Origin of the sequence: Niabella drilacis, assembly GCF_900101395.1 — a bacterium.
GTDB classification, from domain to species: Bacteria; Bacteroidota; Bacteroidia; order Chitinophagales; family Chitinophagaceae; genus Niabella; species Niabella drilacis.
The window spans coordinates 233,714-253,299 of the sequence record NZ_FMZO01000006.1; the positions used below are offsets into that span (position 1 = coordinate 233,714).

Genomic DNA, 19,586 nt, shown 5'->3' on the forward strand with positions numbered 1-19,586 from the left:
CAAAAATGGGTATCTGGGATCAAATAGCACAGTATTTATTCTTAAAAAAGAAAGATCCGAATACACCCAAAAGCAAGTGGGTAGGCTATATGCATGGTATTAACCGGCTGAGCATCTTATTGTTCCTGCTCGCCGTCATTTTTATCATTATCCGGCTGCTGACGCGTTGAATTCCGTAATAATCGCAGCTGCCTTCCGGGATGCATCGCCTTCCGCCGCCAGGATCTGGTGCAGTGTATCGTAATCTTTTTTCAATGTAGCTTTCCGCTGTTCATCCAATAACAGGGCTCTTAGTTCTGTAATGATATTTGCCGTATTCATCTCACCCTGGATCAATTCCTTCACCACAGGCTTGTCCATGATCAGGTTCACCAGCGAAATATATTTGATGCTGATCACCCGTTTGGCGATCTGGTAGCTGATCTCGGAGCCCTTATAGCAAACCACTTCCGGTACCCCGAACAAGGCCGTTTCCAGCGTTGCCGTTCCGGAAGTTACCAGGGCTGCAGTAGCCTGCAGCAGTACGTCATAAGTACGGTTATTTACAATACTTACATTGGGATATTGCCTGGTAAACTGTTGATAGAATGCGTCCTCTACCGCCGGGGCCTGTGCTACCACGAACTGGTAACCGGGGAACTCCCTGCTTACTGCCAGCATCACCGGCAGTTTTTTTTCGATCTCCTGTTTACGGCTGCCCGGCAACAGGGCAATGATGGGTTTGGTTACCGGAACACCGGCAGCATCATGGACGACCAGGTCGGTTCCGGTTCTCTTTTTCCGGTCGATCTCTTCAATGAGCGGGTGACCCACATAATCCACGGCCCAGTTCCATTTGTCCTGGTAATACGCTTTTTCAAAGGGCAGGATCACCAGCATTTTATCGATGCAGCGTTTCATCATTTTTACCCTTCCCTCCTTCCAGGCCCAAACCTGCGGCGAAATATAGTAGACCACTTTAATCCCCTGCTCTTTTGCCCATTTGGCAATGCGCAGGTTAAAACCCGGGTAGTCCACCAACACCAGCACATCCGGCTTAAACGCCAGGATATCTTCCCTGCAAAAGCGCAGGTTGTTCATAATGGTCTTCAGGTTCATCACCACTTCCACAAACCCCATGAAGGCAAGGTCGCGGTAATGTTTCACCAGTTCCATGCCGGCCGCCTGCATCTTATCTCCGCCCCAGCCACGGATCCGGCTTTCGGGCTGTAACTGCTTGATTGCCGCCACCAGGTTCCCCCCATGCAGATCGCCGGAAGCTTCACCCGCAATAATATAGTATTTAGGCTCCCTTTGCATTACTTTGACTCTCCCCAGTCTTTTTCCAGCCGCTGTTTCAATCCATAATCCGTAAGATCAAACTCAACAGGCACCACGCTTACATAGTTATTGGCCAATGCCCACACATCCGTATCTTTTGATTTGTCAAAGTTGACAAACTCCCCGGTAAGCCAGTAATATTTCCGTCCATGCGGATCTTTCCGTTCAATAAACTTTTCCTGGTACTTGGCATACGCCTGTTTGCAAATTTTATATCCTTTCAGCTGTTCTGCCGGTGCTTTGGGAATATTTACATTGAGGAGAAAATGCCGGGGCTGTTTTTTCCGCAGCATCTTTTCTACAATGAGCCTTGCATAATGCCGCGAAGCTGCAAAATCCGGCTCAGCCCCATAGTCCAGCAGGGAGAAGCCTACAGCAGGAATACTTTCGATGGCCGCTTCCATAGCTGCAGACATGGTTCCGGAATAAATAACATTGATGCTGTGATTAGCCCCATGGTTGATGCCGCTCACACAGATATCGGGCTTGCGGTGCAGGATCTTGTCTACCGCCAGTTTTACACAATCCACCGGTGTGCCGGAGCAGGAAAAAGCCCGCACTCCTTCAAACAACTCCACTTCATACAAACGCAGCGGATGGCCAATAGTGATCGCATGCCCCATGCCCGATTGCGGCTTATCCGGCGCTACCACCACAATTTTTCCAAGCCCCTTCATCGCCTCCACCAGGTTGCGGATACCGGCAGCAGCGATCCCGTCATCATTGGTTACCAGGATGATGGGCTCTTCTTTTGCTACTTTCTGTTTTTTGCTCGTCATAGGATACAAAAATAACCGAAATGGAGCAGACCCCAGCTTACCTCCTGTGAATTACTGCGTTTGCACCGCACGCTGATCAGCAGGCTTTAATATAGACAAAATTTACCCATGAAATAGACAAAATTTACCCATGCAATGGACAAAATTTACCCATTAATAAGTACCTTGTGCTATAAATACTACGAAAAATGTATCAGCGGTATATTGCAGCAGCCGTAGCGGAAGCGTTAACAGACACGCCTGTTATCCTGGTCAACGGCGCACGCCAGACAGGTAAAAGTACGTTTTGCCATCAACTGACCGTAAGCGGAGCTTTCAGCGGGCAAATGGTTACGCTGGATGATCCCACGGTACTGAATGCCGCACAAACAGACCCCACCGGCTTTTTGCTTGACCTGGGGAACCATATTATTATTGATGAGATACAGCGCGTCCCGGAGCTTTTTTTATCGATAAAAAAGCTTGTTGATGAAAACCGGAAAGAACGCCGGTATATCCTGACAGGTTCCTCGGACGTAATGATCCTGCCGAAAGTCGCCGATTCCCTGGCCGGCCGGATCGAAATTCATAAACTATGGCCGTTATCGCAAACCGAATTATCGGGAAGTACGTCTACCTTCCTGCAAACCCTGGTGCAGCCCGATGGCCGTTACGAAAGCCGCAAAACAAAGTGGGAGCATATCGTACAGTCCATAAAAACCGGGGGCTACCCCGAAGCTGTTTTGCGCAGCACTGAAACCAGGCGGGACCGGTGGTTTGAATCTTACCTGACTGCGGTCTTACAAAAAGACATACGTGAACTTTCCAATATTGAGGGACTTGTACAATTACCGAACATCCTGCACCTCCTTGCTACAAGAGCCGGCAGCACGATCAATTTTTCTGATATTGCCCGCCTGGCTGGCGTAAAGAACACCACTTTTCAACGATACATGGCATTATTGGAACATGTGTTCCTCCTGGCAAAGCTCCCGGCCTGGACTCCCAATGCTGAGGGTCAATTTGTAAAATCTCCGAAAGTATTCCTGAACGATACAGGACTGCTTTGCCACCTGATGGGAGAAAGTGCAGAAAGCCTGCTCCGGAACAGGACCACAGCCGGGCTGTTTTTTGAAAATTTTGTTACGCTGGAGATACTGAAACAATTAAGCTGGAATGATCTTTCGTTAAAGGCCTACCATTTCAGCATGCACAGTGGAGCCGAGGTGGATCTTGTGCTGGAAGACCGGAAGAAACAATTATACGGGATCGAAATAAAATCCAAAGCATCAGTAACAATTGACGATTTTAAGGGATTAAAACGCCTTGCTGCACTCGCCGGAAAAAAATTTCAAAAAGGGATTGTTTTGTATACGGGCGACCAGGTAATCAGCTTCGGAGATGCATTTAAAGCCGTTCCGGCAGGGAACCTGTGGTAACGGCGCTGTCGGCTTTAAGCAGTCAGCAATCAGCATTGAGCCCCGGATCCTTAGGGGGAGCATTAAGGTTTGAGTTCCGGGGCCCCGGAAGCGATTTCAAATCGATAGCCGGGTCGCGCCGTCACCCGGGCCCATGAGGAAAGTGAACGTACAATGTACAACTCTTAACCAGCCCCACCGGCTTTTGAGTATAAAGCGGATCCAACTGAAACATCAAACCTCAAACCTGGAATAAAAGCAGGGGGCTTTCCTTCCGGACAAACCACAGGAAATCACATAAAAAATAAATTTGGCCATTCAAAACGGAAACAACAACTTTGTAATTCAAAGCACTTTTTAAAATGAACGACCCAAAAGAGGATCTGCAGCATATCCGCCAGATGATGGAACGCTCCTCGCGTTTTATTTCGCTCAACGGGCTGTCCGGTGTAGCTGCCGGAACCATCGCGCTGATCGGCGCCGCTATCGCTTACTGCCTGTTTCAGCAATACGGTATCGATTATTTTTCCGGCGACCGGTATGCCTACAGCTATGAGCTGGAATGGAAACTCTTCCTGCTGGCCGCTGGTATCCTGATCTTAGCACTTGGATCCGGTATCCTTTTTACCATCCAGAAAAGCAAACGGAACGGGTTAAAGATCTGGACCAGTACTACCCGCCTATTGCTGGGCCACCTGCTGGTGCCACTGATCGCAGGAGGGCTGTTTTGCCTGGCACTGTTTTATCACGGGCTCTTTGGATTGATTGCCCCGGCTACGCTGCTCTTTTACGGGTTGGCCCTGGTTAATGCCGCCAAGTATACCTTTTCAGACATCCAATACCTCGGGTATTGCGAAATATTCCTGGGGATCATGGCATCTTTTGTTCCCGGGTACGGACTGATCTTCTGGGCCCTGGGGTTTGGCATACTGCACATCATCTACGGATTGCTGATGTACAAAAAGTACAAATAGACCGCAGCATATCATGAGCATTATTGAAAAATTAAATAAGGATTTTGAAAGCCGGGTGCGGCTCGGGATCATGTCGGTACTGGCAGTAAACGGCTGGGTCGATTTCCTGGAAATGAAAGAGCACCTGGGCGTAACAGATGGTAACCTGGCCAGCCATATCACCGCGCTGGAAGCAAAAAAATACATTGAGGTAAAAAAAGAATTCGTAGGTAAGAAAACACGGACCTCCTATAAAGTAACAAAGAACGGGAAAGAAGCATTTGTACAGCACATCAATGCACTGGAACGGCTGTTGAAATAATTTTTTTTGTGCAAATACTTTGAAATACAAAGCACTTTTAAATAAATAAAAATGAAAAAGAATCCTGTCCTGCTCATCAGCGTTGCCGCGTTCGTAGCCCTGTTCTACAACCGGGAGCCGGGGCTAAACTTCAGCCTTTTTACGATCATGGCCTGGGGGGCCGTTTTCCTGACCACTCAAAAAGCAAATCACACAGCTACATTCTGGTGGTTAACCGGGGCATTGAGCATCGCAACAGGCGCTTTTGCCTGGTATGGTGACCCGATTTCATTTCTGGCCGTTTTTGCTTCTCTGGTCGTACTCACATGCAAGGCACATCACCCCGTCCTGAATGTATTGCTGGTGCCGTTTGCAGGTGCAGCCAATTTTATCAGCTTTATTTTCCGTGCACCCGTCCTTACCAGGTGGCTGCCGGTAAATGGTATTCTTACCCGTGCCTTTTATAAAAAAGCCATTTACTATTTCCTGCTCCCCGCACTGCTGGCGGCGATATTCCTGATCATCTACAGTTCCAGCAGCGACCTGTTCCAATCCTTTTTTCATATCAACTGGAATGCTGATTTCCTGCAGATCGGCTTCCTGACCGCGCTGGGATTCTTTCTCATGTTTTGTTTTATACACTACTGGACCCCGCCCCAGCTGTTCCTGATTAATAACAGGCTCGGCGACCACTTCCAGGAAGCATACCGCCTGTCGTTACAGGGCGGGCAGCACCCCGATGCCGGCTTTCACCGCAAAAGCGCTGAGATCTCTTTAATACTGCTGAACATGCTCGTGCTGTTTTTTATTGTCACTTACTGCTTTGAACAATTTGGCAATACAACCACCGCCGGAAGCCTGAGCACGGCATTACATGAGCGGGTATACCTGCTTATCTTTTCGATTGCAATGGCGATCCTGGTAATTATGCTGTTCTTTAAAGGCAGTCTTAATTTTGACACAAAAGCACGCCTGCTCCGGAATAGCGCGTATATCTGGATCCTGTTAAACCTCTTTCTTGCCGGCATTGTAGCATTAAAGAACAACCAGTACATCGAAGCATACGGGCTTACATTTAAACGGATCGGGGTTCATATCTTCTTATTGCTTTGTATTACCGGGCTGCTTCTTACGATCCTAAAGATCAAAAACAGGAGAACCAATACTTACCTGGCCGGCCGTATGCTGTGGGCCTTCTATGCCACCCTGGTCATCGGCTGCGCCGTCAACTGGAGCTGGATCGTTACCAAATATAACCTGGAGCATCAACAATCGTTTGATATGGATTATGCACGCAGCCTGCCTTATAACCGTCAACTATTGTACAACACCAGGATCCGGCAGGAAACGCCTGATAAAAAAACACCATTTATACAACAGATCGAAGCAGAACAAAAAAGGCCGTTGCTATCCAAAACACTCTATTATCAGTTTATAAAATTTTAATCATGAAAGCCTATAATCTCCTCGTGCTTTTTACACTCCTGGCCACCATTGTGATCCTTACGGTACTGGTACTAAAAAAATAACCTATGAAAGTAAAGCTGATCCTTCCCGCGCTCGCAGAAGCTGAAAGCCCGTTCTGGCGGCCGATAAAATATTCATTATTCCCGCCACTCGGGCTTGCTACCCTTGCTGCTTACCTGTCGCCTGACGATGAAATAGACCTGCAGGACCAGCATGTAGAAGTATTGAACCTGGACGATGCACCGGACCTGGTGCTGATACAGGTTTATATCACCAATGCCTACCGGGCCTACAGGATCGCAGATCAGTACCGGCAGAAGGGAGCTTATGTGATCCTGGGCGGTTTGCATGTAACGTCGCTCCCCGATGAGGCCCTGCCCCATGCCGACACGATCTTTACCGGCCCCGGGGAAGAGACCTTTCCCCGGTTCCTCGAAGATTTTAAAAAGGGAGTACCCAAAATGATCTATCACTCATCCATACGCACCTTACAAAAAATCCCTCCCATACGACGGGACCTGATCAAACGGAACAGGTACCTCGTTCCAAATTCGATTGTCGTAACGCGGGGGTGTCCTCATCATTGTGCCTTTTGTTATAAGGACGCATTTTTTGAAGGAGGTAAAGGCTTTTACACCCAGCTTGTTGATGACGCCCTGGCGGAGATAGAGCGACTACCGGGCCGGCATTTATACTTCCTGGACGATCATCTGCTGGGCAACGCAAAATTTGCAACCAGCCTTTTCGAGGGAATGAAAGGAATGAACCGCGTTTTTCAGGCAGCTGCAACGGTTGACTCCGTTTTGAGAGGTGACCTTATTGAAAAAGCGGCCAGGGCAGGATTGAGAAGCCTGTTTGTAGGGTTTGAAACATTTTCCCCTGAGAATTTAAAACAGGGTAATAAAAAGCAAAACCTGGAAAAGGATTATGTACAAGCTGTAAACCGGCTGCATTCTTTAGGCATTATGATCAACGGGAGCTTTGTATTTGGTTTGGACGACGATGACCGAGACGTGTTTAAACGGACCGTCGACTGGGGCGTCAATAACGCCATTACCACGGCCACCTTTCACATACTGACACCCTACCCCGGCACACGCCTGTATAAGAGCATGGAACAGCAGGGCCGGATCCTTACAAAGAACTGGGATCAATACGACACAAGGCAGGTTGTATATCAAACAACGGGGCTTACTGCCGCAGAACTAAAAGACGGATATGACTGGGCCTACCAATCGTTTTACAGCTGGTCAAATATTTTCAAAAGCAGCTTTTCCCATAATGCATTAAAGCATCAGCTAAAACATTTACTCTATGCCGGAGGCTGGAAAAAATTTGAACCATTGTGGAACTTTCTTATCAAAACCCGAAACCTGAACCATATGCTTCCCCTACTGGAGTCGATCCTGTCAAAGGTGAAAGAGAAGAAAACAGATCTGCATACGCACGTTCATATTCCGGCAACAAACAAAGCCTGAATACCTGTAGGATCAACGGTCTGCGTACAGCAAATATTGCTTCCGCATTTTCTTATACTGACTCAGCCCCGGCTCCCAGGAATCCCGGATCTCTTTTACAGACCTGCCGGCCATGATCTGTTTTTTAAAATCATAGACCCCAGCAAGGCCGTCGATACTACCCATCTGGTTGCTTTGGCTGCGGTCAAAGAACCGTTCCTTATCCGGGTAGGCATTGTAAAGCTCGATCATCCAGTCCAGATTGATACGGCGCTCGTTGCGGAGTTTACTAACATCATAATTTCTCAGGTCGAGCCCGTAGCAAACCTGGTTCATATGCAAAGGCGTTTCGCTCATCCCCGGAATGCTTACCGGTGTAAACGAAAATGAATATTTCCCTTTTAATAAGGGGCTTCCGAAAACAGTGAACGGGTATTGTGTTCCCCTTCCATGATTCATAATGGTTCCTTCAAACAAACAGACAGAAGGATATAAGAGGATACTTTGCTGCGTATTCAGGTTGGGGGATGGTTTTACCGGCAGCACATATTCCATACCATGGTTATAATTGGCCACCGGGATGATCTTCAGCCTGCATTTCTTTTTATTATAGGTCCATCCCTCACCGTTGACCATCCGGGCAAATTCTGCTACGGTCAGGCCATGTGCAATCGGGATGGGGAACTGACCGATCCCCGATTTCAGCCGCATATCCAGCACCGGCCCGTCAATAAGATAACCATTCGGGTTGGGCCGGTCGAGGATCATCAGCTCTTTATCATTATCGGCACAGGCTTCCATAATATCGCGCAGGGTATTGATATTGGTGTAAAAACGGCAGCCTACATCCTGCACATCATAGATCATCAGGTCCACATCCGCCAGATCTGCATTGCTGGGTTTGCGTTTTTTTCCATACAGTGAAATGATCGGGATACCGGTTTCGGGATCCGTTTCATCACTTACTTTTGCGCCATTGCTGGCGTTTCCTCTAAACCCATGCTCGGGACCAAATACCTTTACAATATTTACCCCCCGCTTCAGCAGGCTATCTACCAGGTGCTTACTCCCGATAATAGTAGTGGGGTTGGCCAGCACCGCTACCCGCTTACCCTTTAAGTAGGGAAGATACTTTTCCGTTTGATCGGCGCCGGTACGGATCGCAGGCTTTACAACATCCGGAACCGGGGTCTGCGATACCGGCTTATAACCAGCCAGGCAAAATCCTATAGAAAACAGCAGACCTGTAATGATCCATTTCATACAACAAATACGTTTTATACTATTGATCAATAAAAATTACCATCTTCCTGGTTCACGATTATTTCCGGCTGATGCTCCACAGGGAAGCTCACTGAATTGGCAATAAAACAAAACCGCTGGGCCTGTTTATGCAATTCCATTGCCGGTGTGGCTTTTGATGCATCGGTAATGGTAACAACAGGATGAAGCACTACCCGTGTAAAGCGACCGTTTCCATCCGGCTCCGTCTTCATACTTCCGCTTGCCGCATCGGAATAAGCCGTTACCGCAATACCCGCCTCCGCACAAAGATGCAGGTACCAGAGCATGTGGCAGGCAGACAGGGAGGAAAGGAACAATTCTTCAGGATTATACCTTTTGGCATCACCCCGGAAGGCGGGATCTGATGAACCCGGTATAACCGGCTTGCCTTCCACATTGATCATATGATCCCTGCTGTAAGCGCCATACGTGGCGGTTCCTTTTCCCAGGTTACCACTCCACGTAACGCTTACCTGATAACTGTGTTCCTGATGCGCCATTTGCAAACCGTTAAAAAAAGATTCAGCTGTTATGCGATAGCAGGTTAATGATCGCCCCGTTCGGGTCCCTTACAAAAAAACGGCGCACGCCCCAGGGCTCGTTGGCGATCGGATACGTTACGTCCAGCCCCTGTTCTGTTGCCTTTTTATACATGCTGTTTACATCTGACACTTCAATGGAAAGAAAAATACGCTCATTGTCCAGCTTCTCCTTCTTCTGATTCTCCAGCACATTGATCTGTGCTGTAGGATTGGTGCGGGAGGCAAATGTCAATACCCATCCGCGGTCCATAACGATATCCATATTCAGGAAACCGTGATAAAAAGCCCTGCTCTGCTCCAGATCATCCGAATAAATATTGGGAACAATCCGGTTTATAAAATTATCCTCTTTCATGCTGTTTCATTTGATGGTCCGGGACCGGGAGCAACAACCTGTTATAACATTGTTGCTTCAGCCAAAGATACTTCTTTAAAACGAAGTCCGGCTGCCGATCGTTGCATGGAAATGCCTGCATTTTTCTGCAGGATCTACAGCCGGCCCCTGATCTCCTCTAAACCCTCTAAATAAATTAACGGAAAATTCATCATATTGTTACACTACAACTCCAGTTTGTACAGCCAATAGCGCTTTCCGAGCCGTTGTTCTATTTCCCGGACAATACTGAATCCCAGGTGTTCATATAAGCGGCGCGCATTGCTCATCATCTCTGACGTATGCAACGCTACAACCGTTTCTCCATTGCGCCGCGCCCATGCTATACAATCTTCCGTAAGCTTCCTGCCGATACCCCTGCCGCCAAAATCGGGACTGACGGTTAAAAAACGGATATAAGACCAATCAGAAGGATAAAGATCCGTGGGATTCCCCTGAGGTACCAGGAAGACCATTCCCACGATCCGCCCTTCACCGGTTACGCAAACCAGGCATTCACTTACGGAAAGCAGCTCCCGGTAAGTTTGCTCGCTATGGATCGATCCGGAAAGGCGCTGCCAGTCTGCCGCGGCCATATCTTTCTCAAACCCGCTCCAGGCCTCAATTCCCAGCCGCAACAACTGCTGCAGATCCGCTATAGAGCCCTTCCGGTAATGCATCTCAGGATATGCTTTCACAACCGTATTCACCGGTCAGGTGTTTTCCAGTGCTCCAGTTCCTCATTTACAAAATGCCCGATCATCGTATGGTACACCGCTTCAATCAGCTCCGGCGAAACACCATGAGCAATGGCCAGTTGCTTTTTCGAGCCGATCACTGCTGCTACCCGTTCTTCATCCCGGACCGCTGTTTCCGTTCTTTTAAATTTTGCAGCGGCTTTTACAAATTGTGCCCGCCGGCCGATGAGGCGCACAATTGCTTCATCAATGACATCAATCTCCTTTCTTATGTCATCTATGTTATTGCAGTATTCCGGACTCATTCCCTGTTTTTTGGACAAAAACTAAAGATACTCCATAATTTTCCCGGAGCCTGTTAAACTTTTTAACAGGAACATTGTTCTCCTTCAAACAATTTGATTACAGATGGATCGTTCGCTTAAGAACCTACGGATATTCATGCGGATTGCCTTCCTGGAAGGGATTTCCTATCTTGTTTTACTGCTGGTGGCCATGCCTTTGAAATATTTTGCCCATATACCGGAAGGTGTAAAATATGTGGGCTGGGCGCATGGAGTGCTCTTTGTCCTTTTCTGTATTTATCTTCTTAAAGTTTGGGCAGAACTCAAATGGAGCTTTGGCAAAGCACTACTTGCTTTTATTGCCGCTCTCCTGCCGTTTGGCACTTTTGTACTGGATGCGAAATTAAAACGGGCATATCCCGCCGTTCATACCGTTTCTTAAAAACGCCCCCTGCGGGTTTAATTATAAGCGTCAAAAATAGCGCAGCGTGCAGGAGGAGGTGTAACTTAGCATACACTAATAAATGCTATGCAATTCTTTGTAGAACCACAATCCATTGTACGGAGAATCTGGGGGAAAAGCGACACCGTGCTTTTTATTTTTGCAGGCGCCGCAGCCGAGTTTGCGCTCAATAAGGCGGTAGACTGGCTTTACTTTACAGGCAAATTGCCTGCTGACCCGGTAGGCCGGTTGTTTTCCACCGTACAATATGCAAAAACGATTGTTTTTTCTTCTCTTAACCAGGCAGAGGAAGCCATCGGCCGGATGCGGAACATACACCAGGCAGTAGAACAAAGCAGGGGCTATCCTATACCGGACTGGGCTTACCGTGATGTTTTATTCATGCTGATCTATTATTCCATTGCCTCCTATGAACTGCTGGAAAAAAAACTTACCCCGGAAGAAAAGGAAGCCGTCTATAATGTCTTTTTCAGAGTAGGAACAACGATGGGATTGCAGGCATTGCCCCCAACCTATGCCGGGTGGCTGCCGTTGAGAAACCAGCACCTAATCCATAACCTGCAGAAAAGCGCCTATACCACCGACCTTTTTATGCAATACAAAAAACAACTGGGGGCGCTGCGGTTCAAGATACTGGTGGAAAGCCAGAAGCTATTGGTTCCTGGCAGGGTAAAAGAATTATTACACTTTACCGGTTTTTCATTTTTAACACCCATTATCCCTTTATATAAAGCAAGCCGGTTGATCAAGATGGACGGGGTCCTGAAAAACCTGCTATTGCCGCCCCGTTACCGCGATCAGGTCCGCAGGCTGGATGAGCCACAGGGGTCTTACTAAATACAGATGGCAGCCGGTAAAAAAACACCCCGCATGTGCAGGGTGTTGTTATTAACCATTAAGTAGTAAAGTCGTTTTATGCCTCCTGGGGGTTCTCCTTGGGATCTTTTACGGTAAAGAATAATTTTTCTTTTTCTTTATCGAAGTCCACCAGCAACACATCACCCGGTTTCACATGCATATTCAGGATCTCTTCCGCCAGCGGGTCTTCCAGGTATTTCTGAATAGCCCGGTGCAGCGGACGTGCCCCAAACTGCTGGTCGTATCCTTTATCAGCCAGGAAGGTCTTCGCTTCCTCGCTCAGCTCCAGGCCATAGCCCAGGTTCTGCACCCGCTTTAACACGCCCTTCATCGAAATGTCAATGATGCTGAAGATATTTTCTTTTGTGAGGCTGTTAAAGATCATCACGTCATCGATCCGGTTCAGGAATTCCGGGGAGAAGGTACGCTTCAGCGCCTTTTCGATCACCGCCTTGTTCTCCTCATCTTCATTTTCAACCCTCGCTGAGGTAGCAAAACCAACACCGGCACCAAAGTCCTTCAGCTGGCGCACACCGATATTCGAGGTCATGATGATGATGGTATTCTTAAAGTCCACCTTACGCCCCAGTCCATCGGTCAGCACCCCATCATCCAGTACCTGTAACAGGATGTTGTAAATATCCGGGTGTGCCTTCTCAATTTCATCCAGCAGGATCACGCTGTATGGCTTGCGGCGCACTTTTTCGGTTAACTGTCCGCCCTCTTCATACCCCACATATCCGGGAGGTGCACCGATCAAACGGCTTACCGTAAATTTCTCCATGTATTCGCTCATATCGATACGGATCAGCGAATCTTCTGAGTCGAACAGGTACCGCGCCAGCGAACGGGCCAGCTCTGTTTTACCAACCCCTGTGGGCCCCAGGAAAATAAAGGTACCAATGGGTTTCTTCGGATCTTTCAGTCCCACGCGGTTCCGCTGGATGGCTTTCACCACTTTTGAAATGGCTTCATCCTGGCCGATCACCATACCTTTCATATCTTCCGACATCTTGCGCAGCTTCTCGGTTTCGGCTTCCACCATTTTGCGCACAGGGATACCGGTCATAATATTGATCACCTCGGCGATCGCCTCTTCGTCGATGGGATAGCGCTTGTGCTTGCTTTCTTCTTCCCAGGCAGCTTTGGCGCGTTCGAGGTCTTCTGCCAGTTTCTTTTCCGTATCCCGCAGGGAAGCGGCTTCTTCAAATTTCTGGCTCTTTACCACTTTATTCTTTTCTTCCTTCACATCTTCGATCTTCTTCTCCAGCTCCACGATATTCGGCGGTACATTAATGTTCTTCAGGTGTACTCTTGCACCCACTTCATCCATCACATCAATAGCCTTATCGGGTAACAGGCGATCGGTAATATAGCGGTCGCTTAATTTTACACAAGCGTCGATGGCTTCATCGCTATAGGTGACACTATGAAAATCTTCATACTTCGATTTGATATTATTAAGGATCTGGATGGTCTCGTCCACACTTGGCGGATCTACCATTACTTTCTGGAAACGGCGGTCAAGTGCACCATCTTTTTCAATATACATGCGGTATTCATCCAGCGTTGAAGCGCCGATGCATTGAAGCTCACCGCGGGCCAGTGCCGGTTTAAAGATATTGCTGGCATCCAGCGAGCCACTGGCGCCGCCGGCACCTACGATGGTATGCATTTCATCGATGAACAGGATCACATCCCGGTTCTTTTCCAGTTCATTCATAATGGCCTTCATGCGCTCTTCAAACTGACCCCGGTATTTTGTTCCGGCTACCAGTGAAGCCAGATCCAGGGAGATCACCCGCTTGTCGAACAATACCCGGCTTACCTTACGTTGTACAATGCGCAAAGCCAATCCCTCCACAATGGCGGTTTTACCCACGCCCGGTTCCCCGATCAGGATCGGGTTATTCTTCTTCCGGCGGCTGAGGATCTGCGATACCCGCTCGATCTCCTTTTCCCGGCCAACAATGGGATCCAGGTTGCCGCTTTCCGCCAGCTTGGTCACATCCCGTCCAAAATTATCCAGTACCGGGGTTTTGCTTTTGGTAGCCGCTTTGGAACCACCCGCCCTTGACTGGGAGTATTTTTTTTCTTCTTCAAACTCCTCTTCCCCTTCCTCACCAAATTCGGCCCGGGGTTCTCCTGATTTTACGATGCCCAATTCCTGGCGAAACAGATCATAGTCCACATCAAACTGATTTAAAATTTGTGTTGCAATATTTTCCTTGTTCTTTAAAATGGAAAGCATCAGGTGCTCCGTTTCCACCAGGTTGCTCTTCAGCGCCTTGGCTTCCAGGACGGTTACACGGATCACTTTCTCTGCCTGCTTGGTTAACGGGAGGCTGTTAATGTTTGCAATATTTTTCCCCGTTTTATCTTTTATTGCCAGCTCTATTTCCTTCCGCAGCTCAAAAATATCCACGTTAAAGCTTTTGAGGATCCGGATAGCAGTATTATCTCCTTCCCGGATGAGGCCCAGCAGCAGGTGCTCTGTACCAATGAAATCATTTCCCAGGCGCAGGGCTTCTTCCCGGCTATAGGAAATGATCTCTTTTACCTGAGATGAAAAATTATTATCCATATTTAGATAAAATGTTTATTTACAATATTAACAAATATATTTGGTACTAAATTTACTTGTAATTTAAGCATATTTATTCCAAATTCACACCACATGCAGTTCAAAATAGATACCAAAGAGAAATTTCACGTCATCACGCCAAATGAGCCTGTTTTGTCTGCTACAATGACAGATAAAATGGAGTCGGCGTTGCTTCCTTTTTTGCAAAAGGATGTAAAGAACGTGATCCTGAGCCTGCAGGATGTGGAGGAGATAGATGCTGCCGCAGCCGCGAAACTCCTGCAAATACAGCAGAATTTCTATGAAAACAATGCATCTTTTGTTACCTGCAATATACAAAAAACGGTAAACGCATTTTTGTCAGAGAACGAACTGGATGAACTGCTGAATATTACACCTACCGAAAGCGAAGCCTGGGATATTGTACAGATGGAGGAGATCGAACGCGAGCTGCTGGATACGGAGGATATCGAATTCCCGGACACGGATGATGAATAAACAATCGAATTCAAAAAAAGTTGAACGGAATGTTAGGGGTGACCATACTGGGCAATAATTCGGCGGTTCCGGCCTTTGACCGGCATCCGACCAGCCAGGTGCTTACGATGCCCAACCGTAAATTCCTGATCGATTGCGGCGAAGGCACACAGATCCAGCTGATCCGGTACAAGATCCGCCGCAGCCGTATTTCACACATCTTTATTTCCCATCTCCACGGAGATCATTACTTTGGCCTGGTGGGCCTGCTGAATTCCTTTGCCCTGCTCGGGCGTCAGCAGGCATTACATGTGGTAGCCCCACCAGCGCTGCAGGATGTGCTGGAGCTTCAGTTCAGGCTGGCGGACACACGCATGCCCTATCCCCTGCATTTTCATGCTATACAGGCCCCGGGCTATTTAATGACCGTTGATGAGGTGGAGATCAGCTGTTTTAAAACCGATCACCGTATCGAATGCTTTGGCTTCGTGTTCAAAGAAAAAAAGAAACCGCGGCGTATCAACCCCGAGGCAGTAAAGAACTACCAGGTACATTACAGCTGGTTTGAAAACCTTCAGGAAGGCAGGGATTATGAAGCTCCGGATGGCCGGATCATCCGGAATGACATACTAACCCTGGAAGCGCCAAAAGGAAAAACCTATGCTTTCTGCGCCGATACCAAGTACGACGAGTCCTTTATCCCGGCCATACAGGGAGCCGATATGATCTATCATGAGACCACCTACCTGGAAAACTTTAAGGACCAGGCAGTAAAACGGTTTCACGCTACCACCACACAGGCGGCCACCCTGGCAAAAAAAGCAAATGTTAAAAAACTGCTGGTGGGGCATTTCAGCAGCCGCTACGATGAGCTGGATGCATTTGAAACAGAAACCCGGGAAATCTTTCCTAATACGGACCTGGCACTGGAAGGCGTTTGCTACCGGATGCCTTAGTTTTTGTGCTCTTTTATGAGCCCGGCTTCAGGAGGGCTATCAGCTTTGCTTGCGTCGCACACTTCAGCTTTTGTGCAATCATCAATATCCCCATCCTTTTTGTTTCCAGATCAAAATGGAAGACTCCGTGTAAGACGATCCGGGCGTTGCAGATGACGCAGCCATGCAAACACCCGGCGGAACAACGCCCCTATAAACCCGCTCCTTTATCCGAGGCGGCTACGATTAAAATCCCTGGCACTACCTGTATTTTATAAAGTCCGCCTGCCGTTCTTAACCCGGTGCCTGCAAGTAAACGCCACATCACTTCACGGCCCCAAATATCCTGTTTAGCAAATATTCAATCCGTTTGCCGCGTTTTAATTTTCAAACGCTTTGCCGGCACTATAGTTTCGTTTCCAGAAAAAACAAACGGATGAAACTGAAACTATTTTTATGCGCTTTTTCAGCAATAGGCTTGTCAATAACCGCTATGGCACAGGTGCCACAACAATTTGCGTTCCAGGGCGTGGCCCGCAATAGCAACGGGCAAGCGGTAACGAATCAAAAAGTGTCGGTGCGTTTTACGATACACCAGGGAGCCGAAACCGGCGGAGCTGTATTCTCAGAGGTCCAGACCCCCACCACCAATGCAGCCGGTCTATTTAACGTAGCCATTGGCAGTAAAACAGCTTTCCCTACCACACTTAACTGGAGTAACAATGTAGCTTATTATTTGCAGGTGGAAATAGACCCTGCGGGTGGCAGCGCCTATACCCATATCAGCACGAGCCAGCTGCTCAGCGTGCCCTATGCCGTTGCCGCAAGCCGGTTAGTTGCTGCAGGATCTACCGTCCTTACGACTACCGGAACTACCATAGGATCCTCCGGCAATAAGGCGCTTGGCAACAACGCAACCGCAATGGGGGATGCCACCACTGCCTCCGCGCAAAATGCCACCGCTATGGGCGCCGGTTCAAAGGCTTCCGGAGAAGGATCTCTTGCCGCGGGAGCCAATACAAACACCCCGGGGAAGTACGCCGTCGCTATGGGCATTAATGCAGAAGCCTCCGGCGAAGCATCCTTTGCTGCAGGACGCAGTACGAAAGCCACCGGCGTTAACTCATTTGCAACAGGGAACGTCACAGAAGCCAGCGGGGAAAATGCCTTTACCACAGGGAATGTTTCAAAAGCTACAAGACCCAATACCATCGCTATGGGTAATACTGCAGAAGCCAGCGGGGATGATGCTTTTGCAGCGGGGTCTCATGCCAGAGCCACGGCCAAACAGGCCATTGTAATCGGCAACGACAGTGAAGCCGGCGGGGAAAATGCCTTTGCGGCGGGCCTTTATGTTAAAGCCTCAGCCAAACAGGCCGTTGCAATAGGCGCCAACAGCCAGGCCATGGCTGAAGGCGCCAAGGTTTTTGGTTACAACGTTTTGGCTACAGGCCCCTACTCCACAGCTATGGGTACCAACGTAAATACCGCCAACCATACGGGGTCCTTTATTATCGGGGATTACAGGACGCTTTATAGCATGAGCAGCAGCAAGGATAATCAAATAATCATGCGCTTTGGCGGTGGCTACCGGTTCTATACCGGAACCACAACGAACGGGGCCGACTATGGTGCTGCACTGCCCCCCGATGGCAGTAGCTGGGTTAGCATTTCCGACAGTACCCGGAAAGAAAATTACCGCCAGCCCGATGGCGCTGCCTTTCTTTCCAAAATAAAGGACATGAAAATAGGCAGCTGGAACTATAAAGGCCAGAATAAGAAAACCCTTCGTCACTACGGTCCTATGGCGCAGGAATTTTACAGCCTCTTTGGTAATGACGGCATAGGCAATATCGGCAACGACACCACCATTGCCAGTGCAGATATTGATGGCGTCATGATGATCGCTTTACAGGCACTGGTAAAACAGGTAGACCAGCTTTCCGAAGCCAATAAAAAATTGCAGCAACGGGTACAACAGCTGGAAGCAACAAAAAAAGATCATTAGCAATGCTGCGGTCAATATTTTTTTAAATAATGAAAATCATGATCGCCTTCATCCGTAGTACCAACCACCATTTAACTATATCAATTTCCCTGTCAATGAAACAGATTTTTTTCGTACTCCTTCTGATGGCCACAGCCCTGTCAATGACCGCACTGGCGCAGGTTCCTCAACAATTTGCATTCCAGGGGGTAGCCCGCAACAGCAACGGGCAAGCTGTAACGAATCAAAAAGTGTCGGTGCGTTTTACGATACACCAGGGAACAGAAACCGGAGGTAATGTATTCCAGGAGACCCACACTCCCACAACAAGTGCCACCGGCATATTCAATGTAGCCATTGGCAGCAAAACAGCCTTTCCCAATACACTTAACTGGAGTAACAATGCAGCTTACTATTTACAGGTAGAAATCGACCCTACAGGTGGCAACACCTACACCACCATCAGCATCAGTCAGCTGCTCAGTGTGCCCTATGCCATTGCCGCAAGCCGGCTGGTAGCAACAGGTTCCACTGTTTCGTCTTCAACCGGCAGCACAATGGGTACAAACACCATCGCTTCGGGACTAAACGCCACCGCTATGGGATGGGGCAGTGAAGCGTCCGGGACAAACGCCTTTGCCGTTGGGTATGCATCAAAAGCCATACAATACAACTCGGTTTCCATGGGCGAATATGCCAAAGCTACCGGGATTCAGGCTTTTGCCGTTGGGTCGTACTCCGAAGCCGCAGGGGATAATTCAGTTGCCGTCGGCCCCAATAGCAAAGCTACCGGTAAGGGTGCAATGGCCCTGGGCTATAATGTAATAGCAGGAGGTGATATTTCAACCGCCATGGGCAATAGTGTAAGCACCGGCTCCTTCCAGGGATCTTTTATCATTGGAGATTGGAGGCCACAATATCTAACAAGCAACACCGCCGAAAATCAAATGATCATGCGTTTTGGCGGTGGTTACCGGTTCTATACCGGAACTTCAGGCAACGGCAGCACAATTGGTGTTGCTCTTGCTCCTAACGGCAATAGCTGGGCCAGTATTTCCGACAGTACGAAGAAAGAAAATTACAAAGCCGCAGATGGAGCTGCCTTTCTCTTAAAGATAAAAGACATGAAATTAGGCAGCTGGAATTATAAGGGCCAGGATAAGCAGCAATACCGTCACTACGGCCCCATGGCACAGGAATTTTACAGCCTGTTTGGCAATGACGGCACCGGCATCATCGGCAACGATACCACTATTGCCAGTGCAGATATTGACGGTGTTATAATGATCGCCCTGCAGGCGCTGGTAAAGCAGACCGAAACAATGAAAAGCGAAGTAACGCAACTCAAAGAAGCAAACAAAAAATTGCGGCAAAGACTCACACTGTTAGAAGTTGCTAAAAAAGAAAATTAAGAAGCCATTCAATCA

General features: G+C 48.3%; 20 protein-coding genes. 12 read left to right on the forward strand and 8 right to left on the reverse strand.

Translation table 11 applies throughout. The features are described 5' to 3' along the window. Positions 1–5: 5 nt before the first annotated feature. Complete coding sequence (locus BLS44_RS26555; protein WP_176954407.1) at positions 6–170, forward strand: DUF6728 family protein; 165 nt, start codon at positions 6–8, stop codon at positions 168–170. Here the strand turns inward: BLS44_RS26555 and lpxB are convergent. Together lpxB and surE are read right to left on the reverse strand one after the other, a co-directional pair. Further along, the gene (gene lpxB, locus BLS44_RS12995) at positions 148–1,299 is read right to left on the reverse strand and encodes a lipid-A-disaccharide synthase (protein ID WP_090390509.1); all 1,152 of its coding nucleotides are present in this window, start codon (positions 1,297–1,299) and stop codon (positions 148–150) included. The genes BLS44_RS26555 and lpxB overlap by 23 nt on opposite strands. Beyond that, entirely contained in the window at positions 1,299–2,099 is an 801-nt protein-coding gene (surE, locus tag BLS44_RS13000; RefSeq protein ID WP_090390510.1) for a 5'/3'-nucleotidase SurE, read from the reverse strand. The genes lpxB and surE overlap by 1 nt, the downstream gene beginning before the upstream one ends. Before the next feature lie 188 nt (positions 2,100–2,287). Between surE and BLS44_RS13005 the strand changes: the two genes are divergently transcribed. From BLS44_RS13005 to BLS44_RS13025, 5 genes are all read left to right on the forward strand, one after another. Beyond that, on the forward strand, positions 2,288–3,517 hold the full coding sequence (locus BLS44_RS13005; protein WP_090390511.1) for an ATP-binding protein: 1,230 nt from the start codon (positions 2,288–2,290) through the stop codon (positions 3,515–3,517). Between the two features lie 341 nt (positions 3,518–3,858). Further along, positions 3,859–4,470, forward strand: coding sequence for a hypothetical protein (locus BLS44_RS13010; RefSeq protein ID WP_090390512.1), 612 nt, complete (start codon positions 3,859–3,861; stop codon positions 4,468–4,470). Between the two features lie 13 nt (positions 4,471–4,483). Further along, entirely contained in the window at positions 4,484–4,771 is a 288-nt protein-coding gene (locus BLS44_RS13015; protein WP_090390513.1) for a winged helix-turn-helix domain-containing protein, read from the forward strand. A 51-nt stretch (positions 4,772–4,822) separates the two neighbouring features. Next, on the forward strand, positions 4,823–6,196 hold the full coding sequence (locus BLS44_RS13020) for a DUF4153 domain-containing protein (RefSeq protein WP_090390514.1): 1,374 nt from the start codon (positions 4,823–4,825) through the stop codon (positions 6,194–6,196). A gap of 86 nt (positions 6,197–6,282) precedes the next feature. Continuing rightward, positions 6,283–7,695, forward strand: coding sequence for a B12-binding domain-containing radical SAM protein (locus tag BLS44_RS13025; RefSeq protein WP_090390515.1), 1,413 nt, complete (start codon positions 6,283–6,285; stop codon positions 7,693–7,695). Between the two features lie 12 nt (positions 7,696–7,707). Here the strand turns inward: BLS44_RS13025 and BLS44_RS13030 are convergent, their stop codons facing one another. From BLS44_RS13030 to BLS44_RS13050, 5 genes are all read right to left on the reverse strand, one after another. Then, positions 7,708–8,937 (reverse strand): exo-beta-N-acetylmuramidase NamZ family protein, encoded by a 1,230-nt coding sequence (locus BLS44_RS13030; protein ID WP_090390516.1) that lies wholly within the window; start codon positions 8,935–8,937, stop codon positions 7,708–7,710. A gap of 26 nt (positions 8,938–8,963) precedes the next feature. After that, positions 8,964–9,458: an OsmC family protein gene (locus BLS44_RS13035; RefSeq protein ID WP_090390517.1), complete on the reverse strand. Its 495-nt coding sequence runs from the start codon at positions 9,456–9,458 to the stop codon at positions 8,964–8,966. Between the two features lie 22 nt (positions 9,459–9,480). Continuing rightward, positions 9,481–9,855, reverse strand: coding sequence for a VOC family protein (locus BLS44_RS13040; protein WP_090390518.1), 375 nt, complete (start codon positions 9,853–9,855; stop codon positions 9,481–9,483). Between the two features lie 203 nt (positions 9,856–10,058). Continuing rightward, positions 10,059–10,583, reverse strand: coding sequence for a GNAT family N-acetyltransferase (locus BLS44_RS13045; RefSeq protein WP_245729206.1), 525 nt, complete (start codon positions 10,581–10,583; stop codon positions 10,059–10,061). After that, entirely contained in the window at positions 10,580–10,876 is a 297-nt protein-coding gene (locus tag BLS44_RS13050; RefSeq protein ID WP_090390520.1) for a chorismate mutase, read from the reverse strand. The genes BLS44_RS13045 and BLS44_RS13050 overlap by 4 nt, the downstream gene beginning before the upstream one ends. Positions 10,877–10,979: 103 nt before the next feature. On the opposite strand from BLS44_RS13050, the gene BLS44_RS13055 reads away from it, so the two are divergent. Both BLS44_RS13055 and BLS44_RS13060 read left to right on the forward strand, forming a co-directional pair. Continuing rightward, positions 10,980–11,297: a DUF3817 domain-containing protein gene (locus BLS44_RS13055; protein WP_090390521.1), complete on the forward strand. Its 318-nt coding sequence runs from the start codon at positions 10,980–10,982 to the stop codon at positions 11,295–11,297. Between the two features lie 87 nt (positions 11,298–11,384). Beyond that, positions 11,385–12,155, forward strand: coding sequence for an oxygenase MpaB family protein (locus BLS44_RS13060; protein WP_090390522.1), 771 nt, complete (start codon positions 11,385–11,387; stop codon positions 12,153–12,155). A gap of 76 nt (positions 12,156–12,231) precedes the next feature. On the opposite strand, the gene BLS44_RS13065 is transcribed toward BLS44_RS13060, so the two are convergent. Then, positions 12,232–14,760 (reverse strand): ATP-dependent Clp protease ATP-binding subunit, encoded by a 2,529-nt coding sequence (locus BLS44_RS13065; protein WP_090390523.1) that lies wholly within the window; start codon positions 14,758–14,760, stop codon positions 12,232–12,234. 93 nt (positions 14,761–14,853) lie between these two features. Here BLS44_RS13065 and BLS44_RS13070 point away from each other — a divergent pair, with 93 nt between their 5' ends. From BLS44_RS13070 to BLS44_RS13085, 4 genes are all read left to right on the forward strand, one after another. Further along, positions 14,854–15,258 (forward strand): STAS domain-containing protein, encoded by a 405-nt coding sequence (locus BLS44_RS13070; RefSeq protein ID WP_090390524.1) that lies wholly within the window; start codon positions 14,854–14,856, stop codon positions 15,256–15,258. Positions 15,259–15,287: 29 nt separating this feature from the next. Further along, positions 15,288–16,193 carry a ribonuclease Z gene (locus tag BLS44_RS13075; RefSeq protein ID WP_090390525.1) on the forward strand — a complete coding sequence of 302 codons (906 nt, stop codon included), beginning with the start codon at positions 15,288–15,290 and terminating at the stop codon, positions 16,191–16,193. A 415-nt stretch (positions 16,194–16,608) separates the two neighbouring features. Next, positions 16,609–18,180 carry a tail fiber domain-containing protein gene (locus BLS44_RS13080; protein ID WP_090390526.1) on the forward strand — a complete coding sequence of 524 codons (1,572 nt, stop codon included), beginning with the start codon at positions 16,609–16,611 and terminating at the stop codon, positions 18,178–18,180. A gap of 95 nt (positions 18,181–18,275) precedes the next feature. Next, positions 18,276–19,571 carry a tail fiber domain-containing protein gene (locus BLS44_RS13085; protein WP_176954408.1) on the forward strand — a complete coding sequence of 432 codons (1,296 nt, stop codon included), beginning with the start codon at positions 18,276–18,278 and terminating at the stop codon, positions 19,569–19,571. The last annotated feature ends 15 nt before the right edge of the window (positions 19,572–19,586 follow it).